17 protein-coding genes and 1 CRISPR repeat array are annotated in these 20,860 nt (G+C 42.2%); of the genes, 14 read left to right on the top strand and 3 right to left on the bottom strand.

Annotated elements, in window-relative coordinates:
• Positions 1-6: 6 nt before the first annotated feature.
• Positions 7-615, bottom strand: a complete 609-nt coding sequence (locus EL162_RS02370) for a class I SAM-dependent methyltransferase (RefSeq protein ID WP_126329823.1) — start codon at positions 613-615, stop codon at positions 7-9.
• An 83-nt stretch (positions 616-698) separates the two neighbouring features.
• A CRISPR array of direct repeats spans positions 699-2,707; the repeat unit is 28 nt; unit sequence TTTCTAAGCGACCTATGCGGTCGTGAAG.
• Positions 2,708-2,991: 284 nt separating this feature from the next.
• On the opposite strand from EL162_RS02370, the gene cas1f reads away from it, so the two are divergent.
• The 5 genes from cas1f (at position 2,992) to cas6f (ending at position 9,884) form a co-directional block, all read left to right on the top strand.
• Positions 2,992-3,948, top strand: a complete 957-nt coding sequence (gene cas1f, locus EL162_RS02365) for a type I-F CRISPR-associated endonuclease Cas1f (protein ID WP_126329821.1) — start codon at positions 2,992-2,994, stop codon at positions 3,946-3,948.
• 35 nt (positions 3,949-3,983) lie between these two features.
• Positions 3,984-7,049, top strand: coding sequence for a CRISPR-associated helicase Cas3' (gene cas3, locus EL162_RS02360; RefSeq protein ID WP_126329819.1), 3,066 nt, complete (start codon positions 3,984-3,986; stop codon positions 7,047-7,049).
• 113 nt (positions 7,050-7,162) lie between these two features.
• The gene (gene cas7fv / locus EL162_RS02355) at positions 7,163-8,173 is read left to right on the top strand and encodes a type I-Fv CRISPR-associated protein Cas7fv (RefSeq protein ID WP_076554662.1); all 1,011 of its coding nucleotides are present in this window, start codon (positions 7,163-7,165) and stop codon (positions 8,171-8,173) included.
• A gap of 2 nt (positions 8,174-8,175) precedes the next feature.
• Complete coding sequence (gene cas5fv, locus EL162_RS02350; protein ID WP_076554663.1) at positions 8,176-9,279, top strand: type I-Fv CRISPR-associated protein Cas5fv; 1,104 nt, start codon at positions 8,176-8,178, stop codon at positions 9,277-9,279.
• Positions 9,280-9,287: 8 nt separating this feature from the next.
• Complete coding sequence (gene cas6f / locus EL162_RS02345) at positions 9,288-9,884, top strand: type I-F CRISPR-associated endoribonuclease Cas6/Csy4 (protein ID WP_126329817.1); 597 nt, start codon at positions 9,288-9,290, stop codon at positions 9,882-9,884.
• Between the two features lie 181 nt (positions 9,885-10,065).
• On the opposite strand, the gene ompR is transcribed toward cas6f, so the two are convergent.
• On the bottom strand, positions 10,066-10,800 hold the full coding sequence (gene ompR, locus EL162_RS02340; protein WP_076554665.1) for an osmolarity response regulator transcription factor OmpR: 735 nt from the start codon (positions 10,798-10,800) through the stop codon (positions 10,066-10,068).
• Positions 10,801-11,050: 250 nt separating this feature from the next.
• On the opposite strand from ompR, the gene EL162_RS02335 reads away from it, so the two are divergent.
• The gene (locus tag EL162_RS02335; protein WP_126329815.1) at positions 11,051-13,405 is read left to right on the top strand and encodes a Tex family protein; all 2,355 of its coding nucleotides are present in this window, start codon (positions 11,051-11,053) and stop codon (positions 13,403-13,405) included.
• 191 nt (positions 13,406-13,596) lie between these two features.
• Here the strand turns inward: EL162_RS02335 and gltA are convergent, their stop codons facing one another.
• The gene (gltA, locus tag EL162_RS02330) at positions 13,597-14,880 is read right to left on the bottom strand and encodes a citrate synthase (protein WP_076554667.1); all 1,284 of its coding nucleotides are present in this window, start codon (positions 14,878-14,880) and stop codon (positions 13,597-13,599) included.
• Positions 14,881-15,484: 604 nt separating this feature from the next.
• Between gltA and EL162_RS02325 the strand changes: the two genes are divergently transcribed.
• The 8 genes from EL162_RS02325 to EL162_RS02295 all read left to right on the top strand — a co-directional run bounded on the left by EL162_RS02325 (position 15,485) and on the right by EL162_RS02295 (position 20,836).
• On the top strand, positions 15,485-15,733 hold the full coding sequence (locus EL162_RS02325) for a hypothetical protein (protein ID WP_126329813.1): 249 nt from the start codon (positions 15,485-15,487) through the stop codon (positions 15,731-15,733).
• A gap of 131 nt (positions 15,734-15,864) precedes the next feature.
• On the top strand, positions 15,865-16,134 hold the full coding sequence (locus EL162_RS02320; protein WP_126329811.1) for a hypothetical protein: 270 nt from the start codon (positions 15,865-15,867) through the stop codon (positions 16,132-16,134).
• 579 nt (positions 16,135-16,713) lie between these two features.
• A complete protein-coding gene (gene sdhC / locus EL162_RS02315) occupies positions 16,714-17,103 on the top strand; it encodes a succinate dehydrogenase, cytochrome b556 subunit (protein ID WP_076554670.1) in 390 nt (129 codons plus the stop codon).
• A 17-nt stretch (positions 17,104-17,120) separates the two neighbouring features.
• Complete coding sequence (sdhD, locus tag EL162_RS02310) at positions 17,121-17,456, top strand: succinate dehydrogenase, hydrophobic membrane anchor protein (protein WP_227516533.1); 336 nt, start codon at positions 17,121-17,123, stop codon at positions 17,454-17,456.
• 43 nt (positions 17,457-17,499) lie between these two features.
• A complete protein-coding gene (sdhA, locus tag EL162_RS02305) occupies positions 17,500-19,353 on the top strand; it encodes a succinate dehydrogenase flavoprotein subunit (RefSeq protein ID WP_197719006.1) in 1,854 nt (617 codons plus the stop codon).
• Positions 19,354-19,407: 54 nt separating this feature from the next.
• On the top strand, positions 19,408-20,118 hold the full coding sequence (locus EL162_RS02300) for a succinate dehydrogenase iron-sulfur subunit (protein ID WP_076554673.1): 711 nt from the start codon (positions 19,408-19,410) through the stop codon (positions 20,116-20,118).
• A 320-nt stretch (positions 20,119-20,438) separates the two neighbouring features.
• Positions 20,439-20,585 (top strand): hypothetical protein, encoded by a 147-nt coding sequence (locus EL162_RS09925; protein WP_170161398.1) that lies wholly within the window; start codon positions 20,439-20,441, stop codon positions 20,583-20,585.
• A 38-nt stretch (positions 20,586-20,623) separates the two neighbouring features.
• On the top strand, positions 20,624-20,836 hold the full coding sequence (locus EL162_RS02295) for a hypothetical protein (protein WP_126329809.1): 213 nt from the start codon (positions 20,624-20,626) through the stop codon (positions 20,834-20,836).
• Positions 20,837-20,860: the final 24 nt, after the last annotated feature.

Here is a 20,860-nt window from a genome sequence, read left to right as displayed (position 1 = left end):
TCCTTATCAATTTTCTTTGACCGCCATGGTGATGGTGTAGGTTTTGCCTTGTTTGACCTTGGTTGCATTGCCAAAAACTTCGCCAAAAGATCGTTTCATAAAATCACGCAGTCCGTTAATTGTTACTACATAAAACCTTGCCCCGATTTCCATGGCTTGATAGGCATCAATCAGATACAAATAATGTTGTTCTTTGCTGGCTTTGGCGGGCAGGTTGCTCATGACGAGGCTGAATTTGTAAGTTTTATCAACATGATAAAAGCCGTTTGAGAGCATGACTGTGGCGTTGTGCAGCTGATTGTTTTGGCAGTTTAATTTGGCGTATTCCACCGCCACAAAGTCTTTGTCAATCAGCAAGTGCTGTCCTTGTGGACATTCTCGTGCGGCGGTCATGCCAAGCACACCGTAGCCGCAGCCTAAATCAATGCTGTTGTCATCTGACCGAAAGTCAATATGGTCAAGCAGCATCAGACTGCCGTCATCGAGTTTTTCGGGCGAAAAAATCCCCCAAGTGCTATTAAAATGAAAGGTTTTGCCAAGCACTTCTTGACTAAAAACAATGTTTTCTCGCCATTGTACAGCTTTGGCAAAAAGTTCGGAATTGTGATGGTGCATTGCAGCTCCCCGTTGGTTGATGGTGAACTGATTTTATTGTAGCACATTTGGGCAGGGCATGGGTATTTCACCTTGTGGTTAATTCGCTAAGCGACCTATGCGGTCGTGAAGCTGCACAGTTGTCAGCACCAGCGAGCTTTTTATTTCTAAGCGACCTATGCGGTCGTGAAGACCAAGCAAACGTACATCGAAGCTGGACTAAATTTCTAAGCGACCTATGCGGTCGTGAAGGCAAAAGCTGCACGCAAGCGTGTAGACGCTTGTTTCTAAGCGACCTATGCGGTCGTGAAGTTCTCATGGCTTTTAATGTTAAATCTAAATCTTTTCTAAGCGACCTATGCGGTCGTGAAGGTGCAACAAACTCATGTGGTCAAAATGGTTTGATTTCTAAGCGACCTATGCGGTCGTGAAGAGAGAATACCGCTCTTGGGTGATAAAACATAATTTCTAAGCGACCTATGCGGTCGTGAAGATCAAATCAGACGGCACAGTATTAAGCTATGTTTTCTAAGCGACCTATGCGGTCGTGAAGAATGGGTATTCTGAACACCACACAGGACTTACTTTCTAAGCGACCTATGCGGTCGTGAAGAAGCAACACTAGAAAACGGAACTTTAATCTTGTTTCTAAGCGACCTATGCGGTCGTGAAGTCTGTGGTCGCACAAGACCTACAAAAACGCTTTTTCTAAGCGACCTATGCGGTCGTGAAGACCCAGAAAGCGTGGAAAAAATCAAAAGAAACTTTCTAAGCGACCTATGCGGTCGTGAAGGGAAACGTATAAAAACTGGTGTATCGGTGCACTTTCTAAGCGACCTATGCGGTCGTGAAGACATGACTAAATTACACCCAACCGAAATCGCCTTTCTAAGCGACCTATGCGGTCGTGAAGCGCGATTATGATGGCAAGTATCCAACTTTGGATTTCTAAGCGACCTATGCGGTCGTGAAGTTAACCTCGCAACTCACCAACATTGACGATATTTTCTAAGCGACCTATGCGGTCGTGAAGGGGCTGGGGACAATGCTTCCTTCGTTACGGAATTTCTAAGCGACCTATGCGGTCGTGAAGGGAGATAATATCTTCACTAAAGTGCGGTCAACCTTTCTAAGCGACCTATGCGGTCGTGAAGAGATGACGATCAACATCTCCCTGTAGACTTCATTTCTAAGCGACCTATGCGGTCGTGAAGCACTGATGATTGAACAATCTTCAACGCTACAGTTTCTAAGCGACCTATGCGGTCGTGAAGTAAACATTACTCGGCTTGGTGCTTTACCTCTATTTCTAAGCGACCTATGCGGTCGTGAAGATGGCAACTAAGTAACAGTAAAACTAATTGGATTTCTAAGCGACCTATGCGGTCGTGAAGTAGCCCGCTTATATGAAGACGTAGAAATGTGTTTTCTAAGCGACCTATGCGGTCGTGAAGTGTAGCGTTGTGGCTAACCACTGGGCTATTATTTCTAAGCGACCTATGCGGTCGTGAAGCTTAAGGATAGCAAAAGCTAAGCTCTGACAAATTTCTAAGCGACCTATGCGGTCGTGAAGGGGCATTGTTGTTTCAGCGATACGGAGTTAATTTTCTAAGCGACCTATGCGGTCGTGAAGGAGCTGGCGAAAAAATCCATTGTGAAAGAACATTTCTAAGCGACCTATGCGGTCGTGAAGTTACTTCTGTAGTGCGAACATAGCCAAAGGTATTTCTAAGCGACCTATGCGGTCGTGAAGCGAAACCGGCCCTAAAGGTGATAAAGGTGATATTTCTAAGCGACCTATGCGGTCGTGAAGTTGATTTTGATGTTGAATATTTAGCTTATGGTTTTCTAAGCGACCTATGCGGTCGTGAAGATAACCGTAACTGGTTTGCCCAAGTGATGGCTTTTCTAAGCGACCTATGCGGTCGTGAAGTTAATGCTCGCCAATCACAATCAGGGGGTAGTTTTCTAAGCGACCTATGCGGTCGTGAAGGCTTAAAACGGCTAAAAATGGCGATAATGAATTTTCTAAGCGACCTATGCGGTCGTGAAGGGCTGGATGAGATCCCAGTACCAGATCACTTCTTTCTAAGCGACCTATGCGGTCGTGAAGAGTAATTATACGCCAAAAAATTAAGAAATAACAGTCATTTATGATGAATTGACCCTTTTTACCCAATCAAAATTTGACCAGTTATAACTTATTGATTTTATTAAGTTTTTAAATAGTTAAAAAAATAAAGGTTTTTTACTTCCATCATCATCTGACGGCAAATTTAGTATAGCATAACCAATGTGGCAGATGGAAAATATAAGCTTATAATTTGGTCGTATCATCGCTTGACAGGCTACAATGAGTGTGATTAAATTAAATTCATCATCAAGGAAATTGACGCCATGGACACGCTCAAGCCTAAGGATCTCAAAGCGATTTTGCATTCAAAGCGGGCAAATATCTTTTATCTTGAGCATTGCCGAGTGATGCAAAAAGATGGTCGCGTTTTGTATCTGACCGAAGCCAAATACGAAAATCATTATTATAATATCCCCATCGCCAACACCACCTGCATTTTGCTTGGTACGGGAACATCAATTACTCAAGCTGCTATGCGTATGCTTGCCAGTGCAGGTGTTTTGGTTGGTTTTTGTGGGGGTGGTGCTACGCCATTATTTTCGGGTGCCGAAATTGAATGGCTTAATCCGCAAAATGAATATCGCCCGACCGAATATGTGCAAGGTTGGTTGTCATTTTGGTTTGATGAGCAAAAACGATTGGTTATTGCCAAAGAATTTCAAAAGCAACGAATTGAATTTATTAAGCAAATCTGGTCAAAAGATAAACAATTACATGAGTTTGGATTTTATGCCGATGAGGTTGATATTTCGCAGGCTTATACTTCATTTCAAAATAAAATTTCCAAAATCAACACGGTAAATGAGTTGTTGCTGGCTGAAGCCATGATGACCAAACAACTTTACAAAGCAGCAGCCACAAGATGTCAGTTATCTTTTGAACGCAATCATGAAGCAGGCGATCTTGCCAATAATTTTTTGAATCATGGCAATTATTTGGCGTATGGACTGGGTGCGACAACGCTATGGGTGTTGGGCATTCCGCATGGTTTCGCGGTAATGCATGGCAAAACACGGCGTGGTGCTTTGGTGTTTGATGTGGCGGATTTAATCAAAGACGCGATTGTGCTCCCTTGGGCGTTTATCTGTGCCAAAGAAGAATTTACTGAACAAGAATTTCGTCAGAAAATTCTGCAAAAATTTACTCAATATCAAGCCTTAGATTTTATGTTTGAGCAAGTCAAAAATGCTTCACAACATTTTCAAGTTCGGACAGCCTGAAAATTTCAATAATTCTTTTTTATTCAAAATTGACTATGATTGTTACCTTTATTTCTCAATGTGAAAAGAAGGCTTTGCCACGCACAAGGCAGGTTTTGGACGCTTTTGCTAATCGTATTGGCGATAATACATGGCAAACAGTGATTACCGAAGATGGTCTGGCAATGGTGAAAAAATTGCTATCGCGTACGGCAAGCAAAAGTACTGCGGTGAGTTGCTATCGTTTTCATACACGTAAACACAGTGAACTGTTGTGGATTGTGGGCAATCGCAATAAATTCAATGAATGGGGCTTTGTGCCTGTGAATTGGACAAAGAAGGAATTAATTATGGATATTGAAATCAATGTAAAAGATATTTATGCCAATAGCCAAGGGCAAATATTAAGCGAACACTTATTTGCGGTGGGTTATTTGGCATATCATTTGATAAAGAGCTTAAATTTAAATAAACCCAAATTGGCACAATCTGCCCTCATTGCAGGGATGCTGCATGATGTCGGTAAATTAGATCCGCAGTTTCAAGAGTGGCTAACCAAAAAACTGAACAAAGAACAAGAAATTGTCGTACTGCCAGAAGATGGTGTACATATCAATCAAAGCGATCGGGGGTTTGGCAAGTTTGGTTTTGAAAACCACCCAAGGCATAATGAACTCTCATGGCTGCTTGCGGCGTCATTATTAAAAGAAAATAAAGAAAATGGCGAGTTAAATTCGGCACAATATGGGCAAATCACCCATAGCATTTATTGGCATCATACTCGCCCTTATCGCAAAGATGACAAATTTTTTGATCAAGCAAAAGGCATTGATAAGCTGTTTATCAAATCGCTTGGGACGAGCAGCATAGCTAAGCTGATGGATAAGTTAGAAGCGATTTTTAAGGATATTTATAAAATCGCTGAGCGGTTTTGCCAAGATGATTTTGATTTGACCAAGTTATTGCCTACTTTGTCCTACCACTATGAGCTGACACGAGATGATTTACCACCTTATAAAGCATATGAAAACATCGCTACAGAGATTGATGAGATTGTCGCTGATATTGCACCCAATGCTTATCATAATTTGGTGAGAATGGCGGTCATTACAGCCGATCGCATCGTCTCAAAGATGTCGTCAGAAGATTTGCAAGATTATCCAAAAGAAGGTACGCTGGCGTATGCCTTGGATGATGTGCTAGCGACAGACAGTCAGCTTGGCAAGCATATCCAAGCGTGCTTGGATGGCTTTGAGCGTCAATATCCTAACAGCGAACGCAATCAGGCACAAAGCACAGTCGCCAAAGAGTTGTCTGAACTTACCATGATTGCAGAGTTTGAAGATAGTGATAATGTGGCAGTGCTACAGGGACCGGCAGGCTGCGGCAAAACCAAAATTGCCCTAGAATGGGCAATGAAAACCCATGCCCAAAAAATCATTTGGGTCTGTCCACGAGTGCAGGTGTGTTTGGGTTTATTTCATGATTTGACCCAAAAAGAATATCTGTCCAATAGCCGTATTGAAATTTTTACAGGCGAATTTAAGAAAATCTCTCAAGGCGATACGCCGCTGATAGCATTGCCTGATACCAAGGTGGAAGATTATTTTTCTGGTGATGTCATCATTACGACCATTGACCAGATTTTAAATGGCATTATTTCGCACCAAAAAATTACCAGCATGATGGATTTTATGCAATATCATGTGGTGTTTGATGAATTTCATGAGCTGATTGTCATCCCAGCGATGAATTTGTTGTTTGCCGAATTGATTGAAGCTAAAAAACTGCAAGGTGCCAAAGCCAATACTTTACTTGTGTCAGCAACGCCGCATGATTTTTTTGTGAAAAATGTGCTAAAGATTGATGATAGTCGCGTGGTTCGTATGGATAGCTTTAATCTAGCAAAATATCAATTCGTATTTGATGTATATGATGAGACCGAGCAGATCAGTCCATTGATAGTGAATGCTGTAAGTAGCGACAAAGCCACCTTTGTAATCAGTAATACCGCTCAAGATGCTCAGCTTGGTTATCTACTTCACCAAGATGAGGAAAATGCCATTTTGCTGCATTCAAAATTCATCAAACAAGACAAGGCTGATCTATTTGCCAGCGTGCTAGACAGTTTTGGCAAACATGGCAATGGTCAATATCAAGTCTTACGCAGTGGCCCGATTGTACAAGCCTCACTCAATATCAGCTGTGACGAGATGATTACTGACCTAACGAGCCCAGAAAACTGGCTGCAACGGCTAGGGCGACTCAACCGTTTTGGTGAAGCCAAGCAATGCGTGTACACAACGGCGGTACCACAGTCATTGATGACCAAAAAACAAAGCAGTAGTAAAGCCAAATTTTTGGCAAATATGTGCGTGTTTCACAGTAGTGTCGCATGGCTTGACTATTTACAAAGCCATCTGTCAGATCATGGCAATGTGATGGGGTTAAATGAACTGTATCGGCTGTATCAAGCGTTTTATCAAGATAAATCAGCAGTAGAAAAAATTGCCGAAGATATTGCAAAATCACTCAATCAAAGTGTGCAGATGATTCATCGTAAGCTGGTTGATCCCATCAGCATCAGCAGTAAAAAATCCATCAAAACAGATCAAATTGCCAAAATCGCCAGAGTGTCTTTGCGTGGGGATAATCGCTTTGTGCAGATGGCGGTCTGTATGGTAGATAATCAGCTCAATCCAAGCTTTATCAATGAATATGCCTATGATGAAGACACCGATCACAGTCAGGTGTATATCGGTCTGACCGAAAGCACAGATCGACTGCAAGGCGGTAGATTTGAGATGAGAGATAGCGAAAAAGATTTGCTGGCTTTTATGCACAAAAAACATCATCAGATCCTAAATGGACGCAGTGGCGAGAATACGCACAAAAAGTCATTTGCTGATTATGAGCTGCTGAAACTGGCTCGCTCGCCAGAATATCCGATTTATACCAGCTATACGCCAGAAGATTTGGCATACATCGGGGGCGAACGAGAGCGACATAAGTTTGCCATGTATTATGTACGCACACCCAAGCAGGCGGTTGGTATGATGCCGATTAATGTATTGGCAAGCCCAAAATCTATGGATAATGAGCTTGTTGATGAAGTCGGTTAGATGTAGTATTAACATTTTGCAAGCTTATAAAAGTAAATCTGCATACTCATGTATGCGATAATATCATTCACAAACAGTTAATCACTTAAATGAGTTTAATCAAGGAGTAAATCATGCAAAAAGTAACAGGTATCAAAAGTGTTGATTTTAAAATCAAGGCTTGCGGTCATGGCGTGGTGAATTGGAATGGATCGACAGAGCTCAAAACTTTAATTGATGGCTCATGGAAAACCGTAACCAATCATAATATGCCAAAACTAAGAGGTTACACAAACAAGAAACTGGCTTCAAATGATAAAGGTGAAAAATTCGAAACCTTAAAAGAGGCTACAGAAGTTGATTTTGATGAGACTCCCCTTTATATCAGCCAAAACTGCATCCGATATCATTTGTTTAAAGATGATGTGATTAATTGGCAGCATCCAAAAATTCATGAGAATGTTGATAAGATTTTATGTTCAATGACGGGATTGTTAAGGGGTTATGTTATCCCGAGAAATGAGAATAAGCGTACAAGTCCGTTGCTATTAACAGACTTCTTAGAATTGGGTAAAAAAGGCAATTTTGAACAATTAGGAAGAGCGGGCAGCAAAGAAAAGCAGGAAACCAAATCTGGTAAAGATAAAAGCAACTCATTATTTTCTAAGACAACTTTTGGCGATACGGAATATATCGCTTACGGTTCAATCAATATTGAACAACTGCAATTTATTGCCTTATCCAATGACTTTGGCCAAGAAGCTATACAGATTACTACTGACAAAGAGGGTATCGCATTGGCTGAAAAAATTGAAAACTATATTAAAACCTTAGATTTTGCTCATGGGGATATTAAGGCAACCTATCATAATAACTTTGTTCGCAAAGGAACAATTTTTGCAGAAGGACAGAAAGGTATTTTGCTAAATGAAGATGCCATCAATACTTTGGTAAAACAAATGCTTAATATGATAGAAAACTTGGGTTTTTCTCAAGCCAAAGGCTATGTGTATGTAGAAAGTGTTGAGGTTGATTACAATAACTTTGAGCAGCCTAAAGATATGTTCCGTATCAGAAAGGATATTAGCAAAATTAGCCCGCAGAAAAGTGGAGAATATGCTATTTATTATCAACAAGGAGAATAATAATGAAAATTATCATTGATTATGAATCCTCTTGGCAAAACTCATTTTTAACAGGTTCAAATGATGAGCCTGTTAAAAAAAGAGAATTTAAGGCATCATCTAAGTCAAAAGAAGCAGAGGATGTAAAAGAAATTTCTCATAATACGATTTTGGGTATTTTGTCTAGGTTGATTGGAGATCAAAGAAAGTTGTATCAGGTAAAAAATAATGATGATTTTTATTTCAAAGATATGGAGATCTCTTTTCAACATACCAAACATTCGAAAACATGGATTGAAAAAGCTTTTTTAATTAATAAATCTGAAAATAGACCGCCGCAAAGTAGCTTTATTGGTGTGTTAAAAGAAGACGAGCCTTTATTTTTCTCTGATTATTCTGCCACTTTATGGTCTGTTTTAGATTTTACTTTTGAAGAGTTGCTTGATTTTATTATCAATCCCAAGATAAGAAAAATTGAAAAGGAGGTGTCTGTATCGCATATTTTAAACAAGGTTCAATTTGATATTCAACCAATGGAGGCTGTTCAATTTTTCCAAGATAAAATTAATCTTGTTAAAGACAAATTAACTCAAGAATACAAAAAGGAAAAACCAAGTGATAAGCGAATCGAAAGTTTACATGAGCAAATTTCAAGATTTGAGAATTTAGCAAACAAGGAAAATGTTGTAAAATTTGAGAAAAAATTGAAGGATTGTTTGGAAGTTCTTGAACATTTGTTTCCTGAAGAATCATATGTTGAAAAAAATAATACCATTGATCCAATAAGGTTGTACTCCGCAGGTCTTTATGTGATGGTAAACGAACTTGAGCAAGGAGGTGTTGATATCTCAAAATATATTTCAACGAGAGGTACAATTAAGGGGTTTTCAAAAAGAAACTTCAATGGTGTTCGAGATTTTCTAAATCCTTTAATGGGTAACAAGAAAAAAACAACCCATACTCCCTATAATCTCACCAAAGCCAGTGGACAGCTTGAAATCATTTTGGATATTGACCTGCCAAAAGCGATGGAGCTAAAGCAGATGATAGATAATGCAGGCGTATCATCATTTTATCTGGGTAAAAAAGGCTTGGCGTATGTGTCTGATATTCGTCTAAAACAATGAGAATGTTTATGAATTATTACATTGAACTGACCGTCATAGATAGTCCTGAATTAACAGCTTATCAAATTTGGAGCAAACTCTACACCCAGCTCCATCTCGCCTTCGTTGAGCAACAAGACGATGATGGTGAAATCTCATACGGTGTGGGTTTTCCGCAGTATCGTATAAATGCCGATAAACAAATTGGTTTTTTGGGTTTTAGAGTGCGTATTTTTGCCCCAACCGAACAAGCATTGCAAGACCTAAACTTGGCAAAATGGCTAGAGCGGCTCACCGACTATGTGCATATGACCAGCATTCGTGCTGTGCCACAAGATAGGGTTACTGGTCATGCCTGCTATTATCGCACCGCACCCAAGATACCTTTGCGGCACCGCATTTTGCATCAAGCAAAACGGCGTGGCATTTCGGTGGAAGAGGTGAGAGCGTATTTTCAGGATTATCAAGAGACAAAAACAGCCGAGCCATTTGTGCAGTTAAACAGCTTGACCAATGGGCATTCGTTTCGCTTGTATATTGGCAAAACAGTCAAGATGCAGCCACAGTCAGGGTCGTTTAGTGTATATGGTTTAAGTCGTGAAACGACGGTTCCTGAATTTGCCTAAGCGATTTACCCATGCAACTTTGCAGCCAATCACCACAGCATAAATTGACCATGCCATCAGCTTTATCAGATATTGCCAGTGTGCGTTGCTGTTTATATGGCCATCAAGCTGATGGAAAAATACCAAAAAGCGGTCTACACCAGAGTGATGACCGCTTGATTTTGTCAAATCATTATGAGATTTAGCCTTCGGCACCATCTGGGACAAACACATAACCCACACCCCAAACGGTCTGGATATAGCGTGCTTGCGAAGGATTGTCCTCAATGAGTCGGCGTAGGCGAGATACTTGCACATCAATGGAGCGTTCCATTGCACCCCATTCACGACCGCGTGCCAAATTCATCAGCTTGTCTCGTGTCAGAGGCTCTCTGGGGTGCTGTACCAAAGCCTTTAATACGCTAAATTCCCCTGTGGTCAGCGTAACCACATTGCCGTCTCGTTTGAGTGTGCGTGTGGACAAATCAAGTGTCCAAGGGCCAAAATCCACCACTTCTACTTGCTGGCTAGGGGCACCGGGCAATTCACGATTTTGGCGGCGTAGCACAGCCTTAATGCGTGCCAGCAGCTCTTTTGGATTAAATGGCTTTGGCAAATAATCATCAGCACCAGCCTCAAGCCCTGCAATGCGGTCAGCATCCGAACCTTTGGCGGTAAGCATAATGATGGGAATGTCAGCATTGTCGGCACGCAATCTTTTGCAGATGGCGATACCATCTTCGTCAGGCAGCATCAAGTCCAGCACAATTAGCGAAAACATTTCACGAGCGATGAACTTGTCCATTTGTTTGCCATCATGTGCCACACGCACCACATAGCCGTCATCTTCCAAAAAACGCTGCAACAATGCACGCAGACGAGCATCATCATCAACCACCAAAATGCGATGAGTCAAATTATCAAGAGTATCAGTCATTTTTCCTGTCCTTTTGCCATGATTTGTCAAAAAGTATAATTATAGCTAGTGTACAATATTGCACAAAAAAATGTAACTATTTTTTGTTAATTTCTCGGTTTGGCGATCACTTTTGGGTCAAAATTGGCAAATCAAGGCAATTTTGGTGTTTTTGCCGAAACTTGCTATAATACGACACAGTGTCCACCATGTGCTTTGGTGGCTTAATTTTCGTATGTTTAATAATGGTGTTTAATAACAAAGAGTTGCTATGACACAATCTGCCCAAGATACCGATTTTCAGATTGATAATCAGTCTATTTATCAAAAACTTGCCATACAGCACAATATTAAGGTGCAACAAGTCGCTTCATTTGCCAGCTTGTTTGATGAAGGTGCCAGTGTGCCATTTATTGCACGCTATCGCAAAGATCAGACGGGTGGGCTTGATGATGAAATGCTACGCCAGCTTGAAAAATCCCTGATCGCCGAGCGAGACCTTGCTGCTCGCCGCCAAAAAATATTGGGGCTATTGACCGCCCAAAATGCCCTGACCGATGAGCTTGCCGAGCGAGTTGCGGCAGCGACAAGCAAGATTGAGCTGGAAGAAATTTATCAGCCCTATCGTCCTCGCCGCCGCTCAGTGGCTGCCAAGGCAAAATTGGCAGGGCTTGAGCCAATCGCTCATCATATCTTGACAGGTGTTGCTCCGCTAGAGGCGTTGGCTGGTTTTAATCCACCGCAGACATTGACCGATGAGTCTGGCGAGACTTTTGAGGCGGATTTTGAGGACATTGCCAAACAGTTGGCAGGCGTGCAAGCGATTATTTTGGACGAATGGGCAACTAGGCTGGATTTGTTAGATGAGGTACGCATAGCTTTTAATAAAACTGCCAATATCCGTTCGGCATTGGTTGGTGAAGAAAAGCGTGAAGCAGGCGAGAAATTTAAAGATTATTTTGAGCATAGCGAGCCATTTGCCAAGCTGTCCAACCATCGCCTGTTGGCAATGTTGCGTGGTCGCCAGCAAAATGTGCTGGTGTTGTCGGTGGAGGGAGAGGATACGCCATTTGTCGAAAAAATCATCAGCTATTTTGATATTAACCAAGCATCGCCAAGTGGCGAGTTTCTTGCCGATACCGCCCAAAAACTATGGTCGGTCAAATGGCGACCGCAGATTGAGCATCGTCTATTGACCGAACGCCGATTGACAGCCGAGAGTGATGCCATTGCTGTTTTTGCCGAGAATTTGAAGCATTTGCTGATGATGGCACCTGCAGGTCGCAAGGTGATTTTGGGTGTTGATCCCGGCATTCGCCATGGTGTAAAAATGGCAGTGATTGATGGCACAGGCGAGGTGTTGGCTACCGATACGGTGTATCCGTTTAACCCGCACAATCAGCTTGATGAAGCCAAAAGCAGCATCGCAAATCTCATCACGGCCCATCAGGTGCAATTGGTGGCGATTGGCAATGGTACCGCCAGCCGCGAAACCGAAGAATTGGTAAAATCGGTAATCCGTGAGTCAGCATTGTCTGCAACTGCATTGGTTGTCTCTGAAGCAGGTGCATCGGTGTATTCAGCCAGCGAGATTGCTTCTGCTGAGCTGCCTGATTTGGATGTTTCGGTGCGTGGTGCGGTGTCGATTGCACGGCGATTGCAAGATCCTTTGTCTGAGTTGGTAAAAGTTGAGCCAAAAGCCATTGGCGTTGGGCAGTATCAGCATGATGTCAATCAGACCGAGCTTGAGAGTAGCTTGGATAAAGTTACCGAGGATTGTGTGAATGCGGTTGGCGTTGATGTTAATACCGCAAGTCCTGCAATCTTGACACATATTTCTGGGCTGAACAAAAATGTCGCCCAGCAAATTGTCGATTATCGCCGTGCCAATGGTGCTTTTGGCAATCGTGAGCAGCTAAAAAATGTCCCAAGATTGGGCGTGAAAACCTTTGAGCAGGCGGCAGGATTTTTGCGTATCAAAGATGGCGATGAGCCACTTGATGCCACAGGCGTTCACCCCGAAAGTTACGGCTTGGTGTATGAGATTTTGGCAAAGCATGGCAAATCGCTTGATGAGGTGCTGGGCAACGAATCACTTGCCAAGTCGCTCGGTGATGGTGATGCGTTCAGCCAGCTGACGGGCGTTCTAAGTGAGCTTGCCAAACCTGCACACGACCCTCGTGGAGAGTTTCGTACCGCATCATTTCGTGATGATGTTAATGACATCAAAGATCTAAAAATTGATATGGTGCTAGAGGGCGTAGTAACCAATGTTACCGCTTTTGGTTGCTTTGTTGATGTTGGTGTGCATCAAGATGGGCTGGTGCATATTTCTGAGCTTTCTGATGATTATGTGCAAAATCCTGCCGATGTTGTCAAGCCACAAGACATTGTCAAGGTGCGAGTCATCTCGGTTGATGAAGCAAGAGGCCGCATTGGCTTTAGTATGAAGCTACAAAAATCTGACAAAAAACAGGCAGACAAGACAAATAAACGCAGGGAGCAACTTGCTGACAACCCTGCCAAGCAGACTGCACGCAACTCGGTTAAGACTGGCAAAAAAGTGGAAAAAACACTGGGCAGCTTTGGGGCGTTATTGCAGCAAGCAGGTCTGGGCAAGTCATGATCCATACCAAAAACCTGCCGATGCTGGCAGGTTTTTTATAACTGCATCGGTTAAGACATTGTCCATTAATTCTACAAGATTAGGCAAATCGCCATTGGATTGGAGCATGGTTGATGCAATAATTTTGAATAATTGACAAATAAAAATCCCCAAGAAAACTCTCGGGGATTGTACGCCTACCAAGCGATCGCTTATTTGCGTTCATTAAGTGGTACAAATTTGCGGTGTGTTTCACCTGTGTAGCGTTGGCGTGGACGACCGATTTTGAATGCTTCAGAGTGCATTTCTGTCCAGTGGCTGATCCAACCTACTGTACGAGCTAGGGCAAAAATTACCGTAAACATTGAGGTAGGAATGCCGATGGCTTTTAGGATAATGCCCGAATAAAAATCAACATTTGGGTATAGCTTGCGTTCAACGAAGTATGGATCGTTCAGAGCGATTTGCTCAAGTTTCATGGCAAGCTCAAGTTTTGGATCGTTGATACCCAACGCACCCAATACCTCATCGCAGGTTTCTTTCATCACTTTGGCACGAGGGTCAAAGTTGCGATAAACACGATGACCAAAGCCCATCAGTTTGACTTCTTTGCGTTTGACTTTTTCCATGAACTCTTCAACTTTGTCCACAGAGCCAATCTCATCTAGCATCTCTAGGACAGCCTCGTTGGCACCACCGTGTGATGGTCCCCATAGGGCAACGATACCAGCAGCGATACAGGCATAAGGGTTGGCACCTGTTGAGCCAGCCAAGCGTACAGTTGAGGTTGAGGCATTTTGCTCATGGTCAGCGTGCAGGGTGAATATTTTGTCCATGGCTTTTACCAGCACAGGATCGACCTTATAATCAGGCTCGCCCGGTGTAGCAAACATCATGTACAAGAAATTCTCAGCATAGCTGAAATCTTTGCGTGGATACATGAACGGTTCGCCGATTGAGTACTTATAGCTCATTGCTGCAAGTGTTGGCACTTTGGCAATCAGATCCACTGCTGTGTTATCACGATGCTTAGGATCTGAGATGTCAAGATGATTGTGATAAAATGCAGACAATGCACCAACCACACCTACCATGATTGCCATTGGGTGAGCATCGCGGCGGAAACCTTCGAAGAATTTACGCAGTTGGTCGTGTACTGCCATGTGGTTTGATACACGCTCATAAAATGCTTGTTTTTGCTCAGCATTTGGCAAATCACCATACAGCAGTGCATAGCATACTTCTAGATATTCAGCATTTGAGGCAAGCTCATCAATGGCATAGCCACGATGCAACAATTCGCCTTTTTCGCCATCAATGTAGGTGATTTTTGACTCAACTGGAGCAGTTGCCATAAAGCCAGGATCGTATGTCCATAGACCTGCTTTGGCGATGGCACTGACATCTAGTACAGGGCGACCCAGTGTACTCTCCAGTACGGGCATTTCGTATTCTGTGCCGTCCACGACTAATTTTACATCTTTTATATCTGACATAATCACCTCGTTATTAAAATGATAGGATAAGATAGAACTTCCGTTCTTTTGGCAAATTCTTTGCCAGCCTTTTTGTCTTGTAACTTCGCTAAGTTCCTAATAGTTGTCTGTTACAGTGATGATAATAGCAAATATTTGTTGTTTTGCAAATATTTTTTTAGCAAATGACAGTTTTTATCACAAGCAATTCAATGAAATATTTAGTTACAAATTGAGCCATAAAATACTTGACATGATGATTTTTTATACATAGTATAAAATTGTGCTTAGGTTTATTATTATGTAAATTTTATAGTGCATGTCATTTTCAATACAAGGAGTTTTTATGAAAAATGCTGGATTTCGCAGGTTATTATTAAGAAAAATATGACAAGTAGGGTAGTGAACGCACAAGAATAAAATTGCAGGGTGTGGACAGTATCATCGCAGAGGTCAAGAGTGCCAAATACCACCAGATGGTGCTGATGATGAGTAATAATTAGTTTACCCCATCTGTAAGCACACCTGCATAATTTTAAAAATGCTAAAACTTTGAAGTTGTGGTAGGCGTGCTTACCCATCATTGTTCAAGCTAAGATGATAGCTCAATCAAGGAGAGAGATTTATGACAACCGCTACTACTGTCCCAAAAAAGAAAATCCCTTGGTCTAAAATCGCCTTGGGTGTGATTTTGGTCGTGCTGATAGGTTTGCAGGTATTTCAGTTCAAAATTAGTGCAATGTTACTTGAGAAAATACAAATATCACAATTGCAACACGAAAAATTGGAAATAAAGCAAAAGATAGCAGACGATCGGCTTGAAGTAATGATATTGGGGGATCGTTTGGAAAATCAGTTACAAAAAGATCAGTAAAATATCAACCTAAACTGCATTAAGCAAATAAGTATATCTGTGCAAGCACCTGTAAGTCATCAAAAACCAGCTTGACATGGGCGTGCTTTGGCGTATTACAAAATTATTGGTTCAATCAAGGAGAGAGATTTATGACAACGACCACCCCTACGAGCACCACCAAAAAGAAACTACCTTGGTCTAAAATTACACTTGGTGTTGTTTTGGCTGTCATGCTGGTATTTCAGGTTTTTCAGTTTATGGTGAGTAAGGTTTTATTTGATGATATTAAATTATTGGAATGGAAACATAAGGTAGGAGATAAAGAGCTTGCAATAGAAAATCAGAACACGCGTTCAAGGGTTCTGGAAAATGAGGAAAAGATTCATCACCTAGAAGCACAAGTAAAAAAAGTGCAGTAGCATAAAATACAAAGCCACACCGAGAGCATCAGGTGTGGTTTTTTGTTGATTATAAAGAGCTACAGAACACATGACCGATGTGTCATCAAGTCGTTATTGGGTTAATGAGAAGCATTTTGGTTAATGCTGATAAGATTGAGAAAAGTTACAAAAAATAAGGGGTTTTTGGCAATTTTTGGCTGCAAAGAATTGTAATTCACCGCAAAGCGATTTATAATCTAACAGTTTACCCATTCATTTTTATAAATGATAATCATTTGTGTTGTCAATAGGCAAAGATAACAAAAAGCATGAGTGGTTGTGCATTTTTGTGGCCTATGTGTTTGATGATTGATAAGTATTTATAAAAATAAATGTCAGTGGTAAAAAAGTATGCCAGCACAAACCTACCTTTGTGATGGGTGATGGCTTGGTTGCTCGTAGGCGGTTTTGGGCAAAACAAAAACCAATACATATACTTTTTACCATTACTAATAAATAGAAATAATGAAATGATTTGATGTTTTTGGATATCAATCATAAAAGCCAGCTCTCCTTGCCGTGCTGATGACGGCATAAATTAGATCTAATCAAATAAGGATGCCCGCTGTGAAAAGCAACCGACCGATTAACTTACCATTAAGCCAAGTGATTGCGGTAAACTCCAAATCACCGATTGCTATGGCCTCTATTTTGCATCGCGTCTCTGGAATCGTGCTATTTTTGCTTGTGCCTGTGATGTTGTGCTTGCTTCAGACTTCGCTGTCATCAGCCGAAGGGTTTGAGAATGTTTTTAATAACATTGCTGTGCGTTTTGTTGCATGGATCTTTGTGGCAGCGACAGCGTATCATTTTGTGATGGGGATTAAGCATTTGCTTGCCGACCTTGGCATGAATGAAGAGTTTAATTCTGGCCGTACTGCCGCAATCGTAAGTTTTGTGATTGCAGCGGTATTAATTGTCGCATCATTTGTATGGGTAATGTTCTGATGAGAAATAATTCTGGTATTAAAAGTGCGACTGGCTTGACAGGGTCAGGTTCACGCGATTGGATTTTGCAGCGTATCAGTGCCGTTGTTTTGGCGATTTATAGCGTTGTTGTGGTTGGGTTTTTCCTATGCACTGAGGTGAACTTTGAGGCATGGCAGGGCTTTATGCTGAGCTTGCCGATGAAGTTGTTTAGCTTGGTGGCGATTTTGTCATTGGTATTTCACGCATGGGTGGGTATGTGGACGGTATTGACCGACTATGTCAAATCCTCAGGATTGCGTTTGGTGATCCAATCTTTGGTAATTATCGCTGTTTTGGTATATCTGTTTTGGGGCGTGATGATTTTTTGGTAATGCCAAAATCATAACGCTTTGACAGCAATGAGAATAATTAGGAATAGACATGGCAACAAACCAAGATAAAATTAATAATATCCCAACGCTTAACTTTGATGCAGTGATTGTTGGCGGTGGCGGTTCAGGTATGCGTGCATCGCTACAATTGGTCAATGGCGGCATGAAAGTGGCGGTCATTACCAAAGTTTTCCCAACCCGTTCGCACACTGTAGCAGCCCAAGGCGGTATCGGTGCCTCGCTTGGTAATATGAGCGAGGACAATTGGCATTTTCATTTTTATGACACAGTCAAAGGCTCTGACTGGCTGGGCGACCAAGATGCCATCGAATATATGTGCCGTGAAGCACCAAAGGTGGTCTATGAGCTTGAGCATATGGGTATGCCTTTTGACCGTAATGCTGATGGCACGATTTATCAACGCCCATTTGGCGGTCATAGCTCGAACTATGGCGAAAAGCCAGTGCCGCGTGCTTGTGCTGCAGCCGACCGTACAGGTCATGCTCTGCTGCATACGCTGTACCAAAAAAACCTTGAAAAAGGCACACAGTTTTTTGTTGAGTGGATTGCCCTTGATTTGATCAAAGATGACGAAGGCAACATCAATGGGGTGATTGCACTTGAGCAAGAAACAGGCAATATTTCGGTATTTCAGGCACATACCACAGTGCTGGCAACGGGTGGTGCAGGTCGTATCTTTAAGGCATCAACCAACGCCTATATTAACACAGGTGATGGCTTGGGTATGGCGGTGCGTGCAGGCATTCCGCTGCAGGATATGGAGTTTTGGCAATTCCACCCAACAGGCGTAGCAGGTGCAGGTGTACTATTGACCGAAGGTTGTCGCGGTGAAGGGGCGATTTTGCGTAACAAGCATGGCGAGGCCTTTATGGAGCGTTATGCACCAACCCTAAAAGACTTGGCACCACGCGATTTCGTTTCTCGTTCAATGGACCAAGAAATCAAAGAAGGTCGTGGATGTGGTCCAAATGGCGACTATATCGTGATGGACATGACGCATTTGGGTCATGATTCAATCATGAAACGCCTGCCATCGGTATTTGAAATCAGCCGTAATTTTGGTAATGTGGACATTACCAAAGAACCAGTACCTGTTGTGCCTACCATTCACTACATGATGGGCGGCATTCCGACCAATATTCACGGTCAGGTAACTGTACCAAATCTTGAAGGTCCACAAGATGAGCAAGGTCTATACACCGAAGGTCGCATCATCAAAGGGTTATATGCCATCGGCGAGTGTGCTTGTGTGTCAGTACACGGAGCGAATCGCTTGGGCACGAACTCTTTACTTGACTTGGTGGTGTTTGGTCGTGCAGCAGGTCAGCACATCATTGACAGCTTCAATCAGTCTGATCGCAGCTACAAACCGCTAAGTCCACGAGTTTTGGACTTTACCTTGTCGCGTCTAAACAAGCTACAAGACTCAACTGACGGCTATAATGCCCAAGAGATTGGTGATGAAATTCGCCAAATCATGCAAGACCACGCAGGTGTTTTCCGTACCCAAGAATTGATGGACAAGGGCGTTGAGCGTATTTTGGCATTAGAGCCAAAAATCAACCAAATCCATTTGGCGGACAAGTCGCAAGTGTTTAACACAGCTCGCATTGAGGCATTGGAAGTGGCGAATCTGTATGAGGTTGCCAAGGCGACCATGATTTCGGCATCGCTACGCCACGAATGCCGTGGGGCACATATGGTTGTTGATTATGAACACCCAGCCGACTACGAGCCAGCTCCACTTGGGCGTAATGACAAAGACTGGATGAAGCACACCTTGTGGTACTCACAAGGCAATAAAGTTGTTTATAAGCCAGTTCGCAGAACGCCATTGACGGTTGATTATTGCGAGCCAAAAGTCCGTACTTTCTAAGCATTTGCCAAATATGAAGGGCTGTCTACGCCCTTCCAACTTCGGAGAAAAATAATGAGTCGAGGCACCCGTATCATCGAGATTTATCGTTACGACCCAGACAAAGACAAAGCACCATATATGCAATCATACACCGTTGAGCTTTTGGATTCGGATCGTATGTTGCTTGATGTATTATTGCGTCTTAAGCGTGAAGATGAGACCTTAACTTTCCGCCGTTCTTGCCGTGAGGGTATTTGTGGTTCTGATGGCATGAACATTAACGGCAAAAATGGCTTGGCGTGTTTGATTAATATGAACACACTACCAAACAAAATCACCGTTCGCCCATTGCCGGGGTTGCCTGTGATTAAAGATTTGGTGGTGGACATGAACCAGTTCTATGAGCAATACGAAAAGGTTCACCCTTATCTAATCAATAACCAGCCAGCACCGCCAAAAGAACGCCTGCAATCACCAGAAGATCGTGAGAAATTGAACGGTCTGTATGAGTGTATCTTGTGTGCGTGCTGCTCAACTTCTTGCCCATCATTTTGGTGGAATCCTGACAAATTCTTGGGCCCATCAGCACTGCTAAATGGCTATCGTTTCATCATTGATAGCCGTGATGGCGATACTCAGGCACGCCTAGCACGCCTAGATGACCCATTTAGCTTGTTCCGTTGCCGTGGCATCATGAACTGTGTGTCAGTGTGTCCAAAGGGTCTAAACCCAACACGAGCCATTGGCCATATCAGAAATATGTTGCTTGACCAAGCAGGCTAATACCAAAAGCAAGCAAAAACCGCACAAACTAAGTGCGGTTTTTTTGACTGTCCTTTTTATTTATCAGATAAGAGGTATAATAGCAAGCAATATACCCAGAAGGCAGCAAAGGTTTTGTCGCATGACTGGGTTGTGTCGGCGTATAATTATCAATTAAAATTGTTTTTTATTTATTATTAATCAATAAAGGATTTTTACAATAAAACGGAGGCGTGATTGTGCGGTTTGTGCAAAATATTATCAATGATATCAACACGCTTTGTTACCCTCTCAAGATGTGTTTATTGGCAAGTTTTTTACAAAAGCTTGTTACAGAAGGCATGATACCTTTTGTGATGCTGTTTTTGGTGCTGCAAGAAGGGGAATTTTTGGCAGGTATGATTGCTTTTGCAATTTTGGCATTGGGGACATTTTTAATGGTTATGGAGGCAAAGCAGTTGCCAGCCAAAATATCAAAAATGCCTTAATCTGGGGTGAATTTGTGCAGTTTATTGCGGTGCTTTTGATGGCTATTTTTGTAAATAGCATCGTTTTTATACTGCTTTATTTGTTAAAAAATGTGATATTTAGCTACCTAGTTCCCTTTGGCGAGGTATTTGTTTTTGAGCTGACAACAAAAGAAAACCGAGCCGTTTTGTACCAGCTCAGTGGGCTGATGAACGGTCTGGCTGCTCCTTTGGGGGTGTTGCTGGGAGGATTTTTTATGCTTATGGTTTAAATATACTGATTTATGTGTTGTCTG

The sequence above is a fragment of the Moraxella cuniculi genome (assembly GCF_900637105.1).
Classification (GTDB): domain Bacteria; phylum Pseudomonadota; class Gammaproteobacteria; order Pseudomonadales; family Moraxellaceae; genus Moraxella; species Moraxella cuniculi.
This window is presented reverse-complemented; position numbering and strand designations above follow the sequence as displayed.